General features: G+C 72.0%; 12 protein-coding genes and 1 tRNA gene. 7 read left to right on the top strand and 6 right to left on the bottom strand.

Features of this window, described 5'->3' with window-relative positions; translation table 11 throughout:
* Positions 1-2: 2 nt before the first annotated feature.
* Positions 3-584 (top strand): histidine phosphatase family protein, encoded by a 582-nt coding sequence (locus QZ433_RS02405; RefSeq protein ID WP_295779841.1) that lies wholly within the window; start codon positions 3-5, stop codon positions 582-584.
* Between the two features lie 317 nt (positions 585-901).
* On the opposite strand, the gene QZ433_RS02400 is transcribed toward QZ433_RS02405, so the two are convergent.
* On the bottom strand, positions 902-5,449 hold the full coding sequence (locus tag QZ433_RS02400; RefSeq protein WP_295779840.1) for a metallophosphoesterase: 4,548 nt from the start codon (positions 5,447-5,449) through the stop codon (positions 902-904).
* A gap of 168 nt (positions 5,450-5,617) precedes the next feature.
* Here QZ433_RS02400 and QZ433_RS02395 point away from each other — a divergent pair, with 168 nt between their 5' ends.
* Complete coding sequence (locus QZ433_RS02395) at positions 5,618-6,049, top strand: MarR family transcriptional regulator (RefSeq protein ID WP_295779839.1); 432 nt, start codon at positions 5,618-5,620, stop codon at positions 6,047-6,049.
* Positions 6,050-6,157: 108 nt separating this feature from the next.
* Here QZ433_RS02395 and QZ433_RS02390 read toward each other — a convergent pair whose 3' ends face one another.
* Positions 6,158-7,654, bottom strand: coding sequence for an L-serine ammonia-lyase, iron-sulfur-dependent, subunit alpha (locus QZ433_RS02390; RefSeq protein ID WP_295779838.1), 1,497 nt, complete (start codon positions 7,652-7,654; stop codon positions 6,158-6,160).
* A gap of 147 nt (positions 7,655-7,801) precedes the next feature.
* On the opposite strand from QZ433_RS02390, the gene QZ433_RS02385 reads away from it, so the two are divergent.
* Positions 7,802-7,874, top strand: a tRNA-Arg gene (locus QZ433_RS02385).
* Between the two features lie 103 nt (positions 7,875-7,977).
* Here the strand turns inward: QZ433_RS02385 and QZ433_RS02380 are convergent.
* The 3 genes from QZ433_RS02380 to QZ433_RS02370 all read right to left on the bottom strand — a co-directional run bounded on the left by QZ433_RS02380 (position 7,978) and on the right by QZ433_RS02370 (position 9,412).
* On the bottom strand, positions 7,978-8,184 hold the full coding sequence (locus tag QZ433_RS02380; protein ID WP_295779837.1) for a hypothetical protein: 207 nt from the start codon (positions 8,182-8,184) through the stop codon (positions 7,978-7,980).
* 100 nt (positions 8,185-8,284) lie between these two features.
* Positions 8,285-8,926: an asparagine synthase gene (locus tag QZ433_RS02375; protein WP_295779836.1), complete on the bottom strand. Its 642-nt coding sequence runs from the start codon at positions 8,924-8,926 to the stop codon at positions 8,285-8,287.
* Positions 8,927-8,983: 57 nt separating this feature from the next.
* Positions 8,984-9,412, bottom strand: coding sequence for a YdeI/OmpD-associated family protein (locus QZ433_RS02370; RefSeq protein WP_295779835.1), 429 nt, complete (start codon positions 9,410-9,412; stop codon positions 8,984-8,986).
* A gap of 252 nt (positions 9,413-9,664) precedes the next feature.
* Here QZ433_RS02370 and QZ433_RS02365 point away from each other — a divergent pair, with 252 nt between their 5' ends.
* From QZ433_RS02365 to QZ433_RS02350, 4 genes are read left to right on the top strand one after another with little or no spacing between them, the layout of a single operon-like run.
* Positions 9,665-10,075 (top strand): DUF4383 domain-containing protein, encoded by a 411-nt coding sequence (locus QZ433_RS02365; protein ID WP_295779834.1) that lies wholly within the window; start codon positions 9,665-9,667, stop codon positions 10,073-10,075.
* Between the two features lie 2 nt (positions 10,076-10,077).
* On the top strand, positions 10,078-10,608 hold the full coding sequence (locus QZ433_RS02360) for a hypothetical protein (RefSeq protein ID WP_295779833.1): 531 nt from the start codon (positions 10,078-10,080) through the stop codon (positions 10,606-10,608).
* A gap of 51 nt (positions 10,609-10,659) precedes the next feature.
* Positions 10,660-11,592, top strand: coding sequence for an oxygenase MpaB family protein (locus QZ433_RS02355; protein WP_295779832.1), 933 nt, complete (start codon positions 10,660-10,662; stop codon positions 11,590-11,592).
* Positions 11,589-12,146 (top strand): DUF1992 domain-containing protein, encoded by a 558-nt coding sequence (locus QZ433_RS02350; protein ID WP_295779831.1) that lies wholly within the window; start codon positions 11,589-11,591, stop codon positions 12,144-12,146. Before QZ433_RS02355 ends, QZ433_RS02350 begins: the two co-directional genes overlap by 4 nt.
* 119 nt (positions 12,147-12,265) lie before the next feature.
* Here QZ433_RS02350 and QZ433_RS02345 read toward each other — a convergent pair whose 3' ends face one another.
* On the bottom strand, positions 12,266-13,096 hold the full coding sequence (locus tag QZ433_RS02345; RefSeq protein WP_295779830.1) for an aldolase/citrate lyase family protein: 831 nt from the start codon (positions 13,094-13,096) through the stop codon (positions 12,266-12,268).
* Positions 13,097-13,161: the final 65 nt, after the last annotated feature.

The raw sequence follows: 13,161 nt of genomic DNA, 5'->3' as shown, positions 1-13,161 counted from the left end.
TCGTGCTGGTGCGCCACGGCGAGACCGAGTGGAGCCGCACGGGCCGCCACACCGGCCTCACCGACATCCCGCTGACCGAGACCGGGGCCTACAAGGCCGAGCTGGCCGGAACGCTGCTCGCGACCCGACGCTACGACCTCGTTCTGACGAGCCCGCTGCAACGCGCGGTCGAGACCGCCGCGCGCGCCGGCTACCCTCGGGCGCAACCCGAGCCGCGCCTGGTCGAGTGGGACTACGGCGCCTACGAGGGCATGACGACCCCCGAGATCATCGAGCAGGTCGGACACCCCTGGACGATCTGGCAGGCGGGCGCCCCGGCCGGCGCCACCCCCGGGGAGTCGATCGCCGAGGTCACGGCCCGCGCCGCCTCATTGCTGGACGAACTACGCCCGCGGGTGCGCGCCGGCGAGCAGATCCTGCTGTTCTCGCACTCCCACTTCCTGCGCGCCCTGGCCGGCACCTGGCTGGGGCTGACCGCCGACGGGGGGCGCTACTTCGTCCTCGGCACGTCGGCGGTGAGCGAACTGGGCTTCGAGCACGGTTCCGAGGTCATCACGCAGTGGAACCACGTGCGCGGACGCTGATGCACCCCGGATGCCGCCGAGGCGACCATCCGAAAATTCATCACGGAAATATAACGACGACCTCTTCCCCTCCGTTACCTCACCGTTATAGAGTGCTCGCACGGTAGTTGTTTTGCTGTGGCAGCTACCGACATGTGATTGCAGGACACTCTTGGTGCAGGGACAAGGGCCGGTCGGAAGCCTCTCCGACCGGCCCTTACTCTTTCGTCACCCGCGGTACACGGGATGCCACCGCCCCGCCGACCCACGCGATCCGGCCGAGCGGGCGGGGGACGGGGCCCGACGCCGCGACGCGACGCGGACCCCGTCCGCACCTGTCACCCGCGGCGAGCGCGCCGCCTCGCGATCGCGAGTCCCGCACCGACGGCGAGCAGCAGACCGGCCCCAAGAGCCCACGGCAGGAGGGCGGCGGCATCCCGTCCCGTCACGGCGAGCGGGGTGCGACCGGAACGATCCTCGGACCCCCCGAGCGCGTCGGCGGACCCGCTCGAGGACGCCCCCGCACCACCCGAGTCCGGAAGACCCGCCCCCGGCTGACCCGAACCCGGAAGACCCGCCCCCGGCTGACCCGAACCCGGGAGCCCAGACCCCGGCTGACCTGACCCCGGAAGCCCGGTTCCGGGATCACCCGGACCCGGCTCCCCCGGCTCGACCGACGCCGCGCCCACCGTAAACAGCGCGACCCGCGAGCGATCCACCGCACCGTAGGGGTCGGTCGAGCGCACGTACCAGCCGTGCTCGCCCTCGTCCGGCACCGGCCAGGTGGCCGACAGGATCGTGCCGCTGGGAACGTCCGAGAACGTCGCGATCTCGGTCGTTCCCAGGACCTCGGCCGAGAACGTTTCGGTGCCCAGCGTCCGCTCGCGCGGCTCGATCCCCAGCTGGTCGTACGTAAGCTCGAACTCCTGCTGCGCGTACGGGTCGTCGGCCGGCCCGAGAAGGCTGGGCTCGTCCGAGTTGTATCGATCGAGCGACGGCGAGTACGTGCGCACCATCATGCGTTCGCCCTCGTTGTCGAAGTGCAGCAGTCGCAGGTACCCCAGACCGCCCTCGGGCAGTCCCTGGTAGTCGAACAGCATCGAGTACACGGTGCGGTCGTCGACGCCGTCACCGTCGTCGTCGAAGGCGTCGGTGCGCAAGAAGGCGTCGTGGTAATGACCCGACATCACCATCCGCACGTTCGGGTTGGTCGCCACGACCTCGTCGAGCACGCGCTGCGGGATGGCTCCGAGCCCGCCCGTGGTGAGGATGAATTCGTGCTGGGCGACGATTGCGACGCGGTCGGGGTAGCGCTTCAGCACGTCGTTCATCCAGGTGATGGACGCGTCGTCGGGCAGCCACCCGGTGTACAGCATGAGGAAGTCGATGCCGCCGGCCGAGACGAGGTCGTAGTGGCCGCGGTTGTTCTCGTAGCTCCCGCCGTACCAGGGGTTGTCCGCGAATCGCTTTTCGCCGAAGTAGGTGCCGTAGTTCGTGTAGTCGCCGACGTCGTGACCCACGTCGTGGTTGCCGGCGAGCACACCGTAGGGAAGGCCCGCTCGGTCGAGTCGGTCGTACTGCACGGCGGCACGGTCCCATTGGGGGATGACGTCGTAGTCGTCGACGATGTCGCCCGTGTGGAACACGTACTGCAGGTTGAGCTCGTCACGACGGTCCAGGAAGTACGAGTGGATCGCCTCCTGGTGCTTATAAGGCTCACCCGCCATCTCGTTCTCGTTGTAGTACTGGGTGTCCGACTCCCACCCAAGGGTGAAGTCGTACTCCGAGCGCGGCACATCGCCGGCGTTGCGGGGTTCGACCGCGCTGTCACGCGTGCTGCGATCCGGCGCCGCGAAGCCCTCGGAGTGCTGCACGAGCATGCGCACGACCCCGTCGACGCGGTGGTCGTCGACCGAGACCACACCCTCGAGGGTGAAGGCCTCGTCGTCGGCGGCGGCCACGTGGCGAGCCACCTCGTCCCACCCCGACCCGTCGGGACGCTGGACCGACAGCACGACCGTGGCACCGGCGTTCGCCCGCCCCGACCAGGTCGATCGCACATCGGCGCCGGCGTCGGCGTCATCCACCGCCACCTCGAACAGCTGGTAGGGGAACGCCTCGGAGCTAGAGACGTCGGCGGTCGAACCGTCGACGGCGGCGAGGCCCTCGACCTGCTCCCGCGACAGCGTGCGGGCTTCAGTCCGCTCGACGGCGGCGGCATCCGCGACCGTTCCGGACCGCACCGCGACATCGCCGTCGGCGAGGTCGAGGCGGCGCCCCTCGAGGAACGCCACCTCGAGCGCGTCGCCCTGCGGGTCCTCGACCTTGGCCTGCAGCGTCACGTCGCCGGCGGCGACCTCCGCACCCTCGGCCGGCGAGAGCAGACCCGCACCCGGCTGCTCCGCGTACGTCTCGAAGGTCGCCGTCCACGTCGTGGAGTTGCCCACCGCGTCCGCCGCCACGACCTCGAACGCGTGATCGCCGGCAGCCAGGGTCAGCGACGAGGTCGTGAACGGCAGGGTGATCTCTCGACCGTCCAGCCGCGCGACGGTCGAGGCGACGCCCGAGCCCGCGTCGCTGACCTGGGCGTCGAGGACGATCTCGCCCCGGTAGGCGGTGCCGTCGAGGACCCGCGAGGTGACCACGGGAGCGGTGTTGTCGACGTGCACCGTCGCCGAGACCGTCTCATCGCCGTCGCTCGCCGAGACGACGGCGTCGCCGTCGGCGCGGCCGGCCGTGTCCCAGGTGTGCGACACGGCGGAGTACGCGTCCTCGGGCACCGCGAAACGGGCGTCGAAGAAGTCGAGCTTGCCCGCGCTGTCGCCCATGCGCAGCACCGCCGTGGGATCGGCGTAGCCCGCGGGCGTGAGAGTGCGCCCGTCGGGCAGCACCAGTCGCAGGCCGCGGATCTCGAAGTCGTCGTTGTTCTCGTCGGGGTCGATCTCGGGCGCCTTCTTGGTGCCCGCCCACACGCTGACCGTGAGGTCGCCGCCGCGCTGCAGGTAGTCCAGCGGCACCGGGGTCGCGATGGTCTCCCACCCCTCGGTGCCCTTGTCGAAGATCGTCAGCACGTCGTCGCCGATACGCACGCCGTTCTTGAAGTAGTAGTTGACGTTGGTCGCTTCGAACACGAAGGTGGGGCGGCCCTCGAGACTCGGCGTCGTCTCGACGGCGGCACCGTCGATCGTCAGGGTCAGCGGGCTCGGATACGCGTCCCCGGATGCCACGACCTCGGTCGCTCCGCGCACGAACGCCCCCTCGGCGAGGTTCAGGCGCACGGGCGCGTCGGTGAGCCCCGCCACCGCCACCCGGCGCTCGGGCGTCGTGACGTTGTTCGCTCCGTCCGAGGCGGTCACGCGGTAGGCGTACCACCGCTTGCCGGTGAGGTCGACGGCCTTCACGGTGTGACGGAAGACCCCGCCGCCCGCGTCGGTGAGCGGGATGCGCAGGGGTTCGGCGTCGACGTCGTTGCGCAGCTCCAGCGTCGCGGTGCGCACCTGCACGTCATCGGCGAGGGCCAGGTCGACGACGAAGTCGGCACCCGGGGTGATCTCGGCGGCCGTCCGGTCGGTGACGGTGGGGGCGGTGGTGTCCATCGGAACGGCGACCGGGGCGGGGGCCACCTGATCGCTCTGCACCGCTCCCGGCGTCGCGGGCGCGAGGTCGAGCAGACGCTGCCGCGCCGGATCCTCGGAGGCCGTGTAGCGGATGCCCTTGTCGGCCTGGGTGTCGTCGCGTCCATCGAGGTTGTAGAACGCCGCACTGACCGCGTAGCCGGTGTTCGTCGAGACCTGGATGCCGCGAGCGCTCCCGTTCGCCATGCCCGCCGAAGAGATCTCGACGAGCGAGGCGCCGGCGACCAGTGCGGTGCCGAACTGCCGGTTGAAGTCCGCGACGGTGAGCGCGTCGTTCGCGCCGTTCTTGATCCAGAAGACCAGGGTGCCGCGGGCCGGGATGACGACGTCGGCGGGCACGGCCGGCCAGCGGCTCACGGTTCCTTCGACCGGGTAGAGGTAGTCGATGGCGTAATCCGAGAAGTCGATCGGCGCCGCCGTGGCGTTGAACACCTCGATGAACTCGTACCCGTCGGAGCCTCCGACGTTCGCGGAGTCGGGCAGCAGCTCGGTGACCTGCAACGGCGCGCCCGCGGGGGTCGAGCCGGTCGGCGGCGTCGTCGTCGGAGTGGCGCTCGGCGTCGCCGTCGGGCCGGGGGTCGCGGTCGGCGTGGGCGAGGGGCCGGCGGGCCGGACGACGGCCTCGGGCAGCACGCTGCCGGGCGACGGCGCGGCGTTCACGCCGAAGACGTCCAGGCGTCGGGCGCCGGGGTCGGCGGGCAGGGCGAAGTGCGCAGCCAGATCGGCGCCGAAGGCACCGGCTGGAGCGTGCGACCACGACGACAGTTCTCCGCCGACGAGCACCCGGATCCCGCGGTTGCCGCCGTTGGCGAGACCGGGCTGGCCCGTGACCCGCACGACCTCGACGTCGGCGGCGACCTTGTGGAAGGCACGGAATTCTTCGATCGTGCGGATCGAGGTGTCGACGGATCCCGCGGTGTAGCTCACCCACAGCAGGGCCGTCTCGTGGGCGTCCAGCACCAGGGGCTCGGCGGTGAGCGGCACGTCGCGCGAGCGGTCGGTGGAGTCGTCGTACGAGTACGCGAAGGTCACACCGGATGCCGCGAGGTCGACCGCGGCATCCGACACGTTGTGGACCTCGATGTACTCGAAGTTGTCGGCGCCGGTGTTGTCGGCGACGATCTCGGTCACCACGACCGCGGGCGCACCGAGCGCGGCGTGCGCGGCGGGGACGGCGAGGATCGGGGCGATCCCGGCGACCAGCGCGGTCGCGAGGGTTGCGGAAAGGACACGGGGATGCCGTGGGCGCATGGCGGAGCCACCTTCGTCTGGGGGGATGCTCCGACCATAGGAATCTCATCGGAGACGCACGTGAACGCCGACCGCCGGCCGGGTGACCGACGGGTGACGCGACGCGCTACCCGCGTGTGATACCCGCGCGCGGGGCCCGCCCGCCCCCATGAGCTCTATGGTTTAGGGATGACCGATCGACGCCTCGCCGTGCAAGCCTGGGAGAACCTCTTCCGCGCGCAGCACGAGGTGTTCGAGGACATCCGCTCGGACTTCGACGGTACCGAGCTCACGCAGGCCGAATACGACGTGCTGCTCACCGTCACGCGCGCCCCGGGCATGACCGCGCGGCTGCGCGACGTCACGGGCAACATGCTCATCAGTCAGCCGAGCGTCTCTCGACTGGTAGAGCGGATGGTCTCGCGAGGGTTGCTGACCAAGTGCGCCGACCCCGAGGACGGGCGCGGCTCTCTGGTGACGGCGACCGAGGAGGGCGCCGTCGTCTTCCGGCGCATCGCCGCCTCGCACGCCCGCTCGATCGCCCACCGCATGGCCCGCCTCGACAACGACGAGCTCGCGCAACTGCAGGCCCTCACGGCGAAGCTGCGCGACCGGGCCTGAGGTTCCCCTCTCGCGGCCCGCGCCGCACCGGGCGCGCGCCCGAGACCACGGCATCCGTCCGACGACGCGCCGGTCGACGGCGAGGCCGCGATCGCCGTGCCGCGGTGATCAGCACTCGATGACGTTGACCGCGAGACCGCCCTCGCTGGTCTCTTTGTACTTCGTCGACATGTCGATGCCGGTCTGTCGCATCGTCTCGACCACCGCGTCGAGCGAGACGTAATGGCTTCCGTCCCCGCGCAGCGCCAGACGGGCCGCCGTGACCGCCGTCGACGCGGCGATCGCGTTGCGCTCGATGCAGGGGATCTGCACGAGGCCACCGACGGGGTCGCAGGTGAGCCCCAGGTGGTGCTCCATGGCGATCTCCGCTGCGTTCTCGATCTGTCGGTTCGTGCCACCCATGACCGCCGTCAGTCCGCCCGCCGCCATCGCGCACGCCGAACCGACCTCGGCCTGACACCCGCCCTCGGCGCCCGAGATCGACGCGTTCGCCTTGAAGAGCGACCCGAGCGCCGTCGCCGTCAGGAGGAAGCGACGGATGCCACGACGCCGGTTGGCGTCGGCGACGTCCTCGTCGTCCCAGTGCGCCACCTCGGTACGCGTCACGGCATGGCCGTCGTATCCGAGCAACGCACTGCCGACGAGTTCGCCGTGGGGGGTGACGGCGTTGCCGACGCCGAGGCCGGAGTCCGCCAGGAACCGCCACCAGTACATCGCCACCGCGGGCAGGATCCCCGCCGCGCCGTTCGTCGGAGCCGTCACCACCCGTCCGCCCGCGGCGTTCTCTTCGTTGACGGCCAGGGCGAAGGCCCCGAGCCACTCCCCCGGCAGTTCGCGGTGACCCTCGGCTTCGATCGCTTCGAGCTGTGCGCGGATGGCCGAGGCGCGTCGCTTGACCTTCAGAATGCCGGGCAGCACCCCGTCGTTGTGCAGTCCCGCTTCGACGCAGGCGGCCATGGCATCCCAGATCCGATCCAGCCCGGCGGCGATCTCGTCGTCGGAGCGGAAGGCCTCTTCGTTGAGACGGGCGGCCTCGGCGATGGTGATGCCGCGTTCGTCGCACAGCTCGATGAGGGTCGCGGCGTCGGCGAAGGCGAGGGGCAGCGGCGCGGTCGCGACACGAGGGGGTTCGCCCTCGCGTCGGATGAACCCGCCGCCGACGGAGTAGAAGGTCTCTTCCGCCAGCACGATGCCGTGCGCATCGCGCGCGACGAGCGTCATCGCGTTCGGGTGGCCGGGAAGACGCGTCCGCGGCTCGAGCGAGATGTCGGTCTTGGCGAAGTCGATCTCGTGCGTGCCGGCGAGTCGGAGCCTGCGCCCCTCGGGCCAATCCGACCAGGCCCGCCGCACGGCGGCCGGATCGACCGTCTCGGGCTCGAGGCCCTGGAGCCCCGCGACCACGGCGTCGGGGGTGCCGTGGCCGATGCCGGTGGCGCCGAGCGAGCCGTAGAGGGCGCAGCAGACGGACGCCACCCGGGTCAGGGCACCGTCGCCCCGCAGCCGTGCGGCGAATTCGAAAGCGGCCTTCATGGGGCCGACGGTGTGGGAGCTCGAGGGTCCGATCCCGATGGAGAACAGCTCGAACGCGGAGGTGTAGGCGCTCATCCCGCCAGCGTACGGCCCGCACCCGATACCGCGTGGACACCCGCGCGCCACGCCCGGGATGCACGCTGTTCGGGCCCGATTAGACGTCCCCGAGGGTCCCGGCTATGCTGGACCACGGCCTGCGCGCCGTTTCGCGCGGAGGCCCTAGCGCCCGTAGCTCAATGGATAGAGCATCTGACTACGGATCAGAAGGTTAGGGGTTCGAGTCCCTTCGGGCGCACACTGTGTTGAGACAGTGACAAGCCCCGGCTGCGAAGAAATTCCAGCCGGGGCTTCTTCTTTTCCCGGGCCCCGCGCGGCCGCCTCGCCCCCGCCGGGACGGGCTAGGCCGATTCCTCGCCCGCGTGCGCGGCATCCATCCGCGTCGAGTGCAGCTGCAGGATCGCGACCGCCTCGTGGAGCGACCCGAGCGGCGTCTCGATCTCGTCGTAGTGGTGGACGAAACCGTTCGCATCGCGCGCACTCACCGCCACGATCGCGTAGCCGGGACGCGCCACGCGCGCCGTGCGTCCGAACCGTCGTCGCGCCATGGGAACCGCCTTCCGTCGCTGCCGAGGCTACCCACATCGACGCCGGAGCGACCGGCGACACCCGGGCGAGACGCCACCCGGACGGGTCGACGGCGAGAGCTCAGCGCGAGGCCGACTTCTTCTTCTTGCCGGTCTTGCCCTCGGCGGGCGCATCGTCGGTCTCGACGGCGGGGGTCTCGTCGGCGGCCGCGGCCTTTTCTTTCGCCCGGCGCTTCGCCTGCGAGGCGAGGCGGGCGAGGTCGACCATGCGCAAGGCATCCATGCGGGCCTTGCGCATCTGCGCGTACTCGGGGTCGGCATCCGCCGTCATCCCCTCGACGTCGAGCCGCTTGGTCAGATTGGCCTCGACGTCGCCCCACGCGGCGATACGCGCATCGGCGACCAGCTCGGCGACCCGGTCGGGGTCGTCGGCGAGCGCCCGCAGCTCCTTCGCCACGCCGCGCGACTGCTTCGCCCGCCGACGCAGGTTGCGGGTGTCACGGTCGCGATAGTCGTGCGTTCCCGACGAGTCCGAGAAGCGACCCCACGCGCGCTTGCGCTGGTGCGTCACGCGCTCGGCGGCCTGATCCTGCTCGTCGGCGAGGGCGCGCACGGTCGCCCGCGCGTACTCGCCGAACAGGTCGCCGTCGAAGTGCCCGCCGCGCGCGATGGTGTCGACGAGGATGCGGTTGCGCACCGCGAGTCGCGCCGCCGCTGTCGCGATGGACAGCCCTTCGGCGATGGCCTCTTTCGTGCGCCCCACGGGACCTCCCGCTCCAGGCTATCGTCCGGCGGGGTCGCGACGCGGTGTCCGCGACGCTCAGGTGAGGGTGGCGACGACGGCTTCGACACGGCGCGTGCGCGTTTCGGCCGCCTTCGCGGAGGCGACCTTCGTGACGTGCGCCTTGCGTGCGCTCGGCGAGAGGGCGTCGAAGGCCTCTCGCACCCCGGCCGCCGCGAGCGCCGCGGCGAGGTCGTCGGGCACCTCGACCGTGCGCGGCGCCGTGTCGAGCGTCAGCTCGACCGTGATGGCATCCCCACCCGAAAGCCCGGTCGCCGCCCGCTTGTCGGACGAGAACGGGATGAGGAAGCGCCCGCCCATCACGCCGATCGTGCTCGGGTAGGAGTAGCCGTTCACGTCGACCACCACGGCGGGGCGCTTGCCGCCGCCCAGCTGCTCGACGACGTCGGCGGGGACCTCGATGCCGGTGTTGTTGCCGGTCTGCGACAGTGTCGTCTCGAATCGCATGCGGCGAGTGTCGCAGAGCCGCGGGTACGTCACCACCCCGGAAAGCGCAATCCCCTGCGATCGCCCCGCCGCCCTTCGTATCGTCGTCGATGTTGCGGAGGGCCTCGGAGAGTACTCGGGGGCCTTCTGTCGTATCCGGGGCCTTAGCCGATGACGGCCTCCGAGCGCAAAGGGCAATCCGAGCGGCGCACTCTCTCCGAAGATGTGGAAAGGCGCCCGAACGGTCGCTGCCAACACACTGGGAGGTTCATCATGAGCTCTTCACCCAACCGTCTCGTCGCCACCATCTTCGGCGCCGTCTACCTGCTCGTCGGTCTGCTCGGCTTCGCCGTCACCGGCGGCGTCGGATTCATCTCGAGCCAGGGCGGCCTGCTGCTGGGCATCTTCGAGGTCAACCCGCTGCACAACATCGCCCACCTGCTCATCGGCGGCGCTCTGCTGGTGTCCGGTCTCGCCAACGCCCGCGCCGCCAAGGGCGTCAACACCACCGTCGGCGCGGTCTACCTGCTGCTCGGCATCGTGGGATTCTTCCTCGTCGGAACCGGCGCCAACATCCTCGCGCTGAACACCCCCGACCACTTCCTCCACCTCGCCAGCGCCGTCGTGCTGCTGGGTGTCGGCCTCGGCACCGAGCGCAGCCTCCCGCGCACCGCGGCGGTCTGAGCATGACCGCCGCGACCTTCGTGAGGTCGTGGCCCTCCGTATCCGCGTGGGGGGCCGGCCTCATCGTCGCCGCCCTCGGCGCGGGTGCGGTCGTCCGTGCCGATTCCGGGGTCGCCGCGCGCGGCCTCGGAATCGGGATGGCCGTCCTGGGCCTGGCGGGCCTGGCCTGGGGCGCCGCCGCCCTGTCCACCGGACGCGTCGTCCTGCCCCGGGCGACCCTGGCCGGCGTGCTCCTCGCGATGGGGGCGACCACCGGCCTGATGTTCCTCGCCCCGGCGCACACCAGCATCATCGGTGTGGCCGCGGCATCCGTTCTGCTGATCGTCGTCGGAGCGACCGCCGCGACGCACCTTCGCCGTCTGCGCCGCGATGCGGGCGCACCCCGCACGGCCCAGCCGATGAGCGTGATCGGCCTTCTCGTAGCCGCCGCCGTGGTCGCGGTCCTGGTCACCCCCGCGCTCGGCGCCACGCAGGACGCCGTGCTGCTGCGCGACGACGGCACCGTTCCTGTGATCTCGCACGAAGGTCACTGACCGGGTCGACCTTCCCGCGCCCACCCCCTCAGACGGTGGCACGCTGGGAAGGTGACCGACGCGACCTCCCCCTCCGCCCCCGGCTGGATCCCGTCGTTGCGGGGCAAGATCCTCGTCGCTCTCGCGGGCGACCCGACCGGCATGGCCCCGTACGTGCGCGCCATCGCCGACGGAGACGACGCGGGATACTTCGCCGAGAACGGCCCCGCGTGGACCGTGCACGCCGGGATGGGGACGCTGGTGGCCGGCATCCGGGCCCTTCTTCTGCAGGCACTGCACCCCGGCGCCCTCGCGGGCGTGCACGACTGGTCGCGCTACCGTGAGGATCCCATCGGACGCCTCACGGGCACCGTGCGCTGGGTCATCACCCTGACCTATGGTTCCCGGACGCAGGCGGATGCCGAGACCCGCCGCGTCGGACGGTTCCACCAGCGCGTGAAGGGCGACTATCGCGCCGGCGACGGCTCCGAGCGCACCTACACCGCCGAGGCGGCCGACCTGGTGCGCTGGGTGCACCTGGCGTTCACCGACGCCTTCCTCGCCGGGCACGAAGTGTCGCGCCAGCCGATCCCCGGCGGAGCCGACGCCTACGTCGCCGACTGGGCGACCGCGGGACGACTGATGCGCGTCGTCGACCCGCCCCTCACCCGCGACGCCCTGCGCGCCGAGATCGACGGCTTCTTCGAGCGGGGCGAGCTGCGCGGCGACGAAAGGGTCGCCGACGTCGTCCGTTTCCTGCGCAAGCCGCCCTTCCCGGGGCTGATGGGGGTGTCCTACCGCGTGCTGTTCGCCGCAGCCGTGGCGACGATCCCGCGCCGCTATCGCAAGATGCTCGGCGTCAGACGGTGGCCGCTGCCAGTGCTCGCGCTGACGCGCCTCGTCCTGCGCGTCGCCGAACGCGCCCTCGGGTCCGGGCCCCGCGCCCAGGACATGGCGCGCGTACGCCTGCGCCGCCTGGAGCGTGAGACCCCGGAGGCCGCGTGAGCGACGACCCCCGCGAAGCGGCCGAACGCTACCGCCTCGATCGCGCACTGCGCGACGCCGGGCTGGAGCCCGAGCCCGCACGGTCGGCACCGGAGCGCGGGTCGACCGCGGCCGAGCGGGCGGCGTTCGTCGAGACGTCGATCCAGCAGGCGATCCGCCGCGGCGAGTTCGACGACCTTCCCGGCGCCGGAAAACCCCTCACCGGTCTCGGGGAGGCGCACGACCCCGACTGGTGGATCCGGCGCAAGATCGAGACCGAGCAGCTGACGGGCCTGGGGCCTCCGGCCCTCACCCTGCGCGTGGAGTACGCCGAGAGGGAAGAGCGGATGGATGCCATCGCACGCGAGGCCGACGTGCGCGAGGCGCTCGAAGACTTCAACCGCCGGGTGATCGACGCCCGTCGCCAACTGCTGGGCGGCCCGCCCGTGGTGACGCCGACGGTGGACGTGGATGCCGAGGTGGCGGCCTGGGCCGAACGACGCCGGGCGCGCGAGGCGGCCGCCGCGACCGAGGCGCCCGCGCCGCGGCGACGGTGGGGCCGGCGGAAGCGCTGAGGTCTCGGTGACGTCGACGGGCTCAGAGACCCGGGTCGAGGCCCGGTCCCTTCGACGGGCTGGGAGACCCGGATCGCGAGGCGGCTGAGCCTGTCGAAGCCACCGGACCCCTCGCGCGGTCAGAGCGCGGCGAGGGCCTCGGCGCGCTCGACCAGGGCCCGGGCCCGCGCCAGCGTCGGAGCGTACGACCCGTCGACCGGGCCATCGGGCGTCTCGCCGAGCAGCGCGCGGGCCCGCTCCACCTCGTCCGGCGCGGGGGTGAACCCGGCGTGCGCGCCCGCGACGGCGGCATCGTGCAGGGCGAGCGTCCCGGTGAAACCCATCGCCACGGCGTGCACCGCGGCATCCCGCGCCTGATCGGCCGGACCGCACGGACCGTCGATCGGTCCCGCGATCCCCGCGGCGGCCGAGGCCACCACCAGCTGCGCCCGCGGCCACGACAGCGCCAGGCGATCGGCGCCCATGCCCGTGTCGCGACGGAAATCGCCCGTTCCGAACGCCAGACGGCGCGTCGCCGGGTGCGCGGCGATCGCGGGAGCGCGCAGCAGGGCCGCCGCCGACTCGATCATCGCGACCACGGGAACGCCCTCGGGGAGGGATCCCGCGACGTGGGCGACGTCGTCGGGTCCGGCGCACATCGCCAGTACCACCCCCGCGAGGCGATCGTCGAGCTCGCGTCCCAGGGCGAGGTCGTCCTCGCCGTCGCGCGTGCCCGCGGCGCTGATGCGCAGCCAGACGGGCGACTCCGCGGCGGCCCGCCGGACGCGGTCGCGTCCCTCGGCCTTGCGACCGGCGGGCAGCCCGTCCTCGAGGTCGAGCACGAGCACGTCGGCTGCGGTGTCGAGGCCGCCCGCCAGCGGCGAGCGGAGCATCCACGTGCGCGCGAGCGCGACACGCGCGGGGGCGGGGGCGGCCGAAGCCGCCCCCGCCGGGGTGTGCGCGAGCGTCACGAGCGGCTCCGGGCCGCCGCCTCCGCCTCCGCCTGAGCGCGGAAGGCGTCGAGCGCCTGGGTGTC

The sequence above is a fragment of the uncultured Microbacterium sp. genome (assembly GCF_913776565.1).
Taxonomy (GTDB): Bacteria; Actinomycetota; Actinomycetes; order Actinomycetales; family Microbacteriaceae; genus Microbacterium.
The sequence above is the reverse complement of the archived record's forward strand: the minus strand, read 5'-3'. Positions and strand labels throughout refer to the sequence as shown.

Bases quoted from the DNA above. Each gene is read 5' to 3' on its own strand.
- QZ433_RS02400 (WP_295779840.1), bottom strand. From the start codon at position 5,449: ATGCGCCCACGGCATCCCCGTGTCCTTTCCGCAACCCTCGCGACCGCG.
- QZ433_RS02395 (WP_295779839.1), top strand. From the start codon at position 5,618: ATGACCGATCGACGCCTCGCCGTGCAAGCCTGGGAGAACCTCTTCCGC.
- QZ433_RS02390 (WP_295779838.1), bottom strand. From the start codon at position 7,654: ATGAGCGCCTACACCTCCGCGTTCGAGCTGTTCTCCATCGGGATCGGA.
- QZ433_RS02380 (WP_295779837.1), bottom strand. From the start codon at position 8,184: ATGGCGCGACGACGGTTCGGACGCACGGCGCGCGTGGCGCGTCCCGGC.
- QZ433_RS02370 (WP_295779835.1), bottom strand. From the start codon at position 9,412: ATGCGATTCGAGACGACACTGTCGCAGACCGGCAACAACACCGGCATC.
- QZ433_RS02365 (WP_295779834.1), top strand. From the start codon at position 9,665: ATGAGCTCTTCACCCAACCGTCTCGTCGCCACCATCTTCGGCGCCGTC.
- QZ433_RS02360 (WP_295779833.1), top strand. From the start codon at position 10,078: ATGACCGCCGCGACCTTCGTGAGGTCGTGGCCCTCCGTATCCGCGTGG.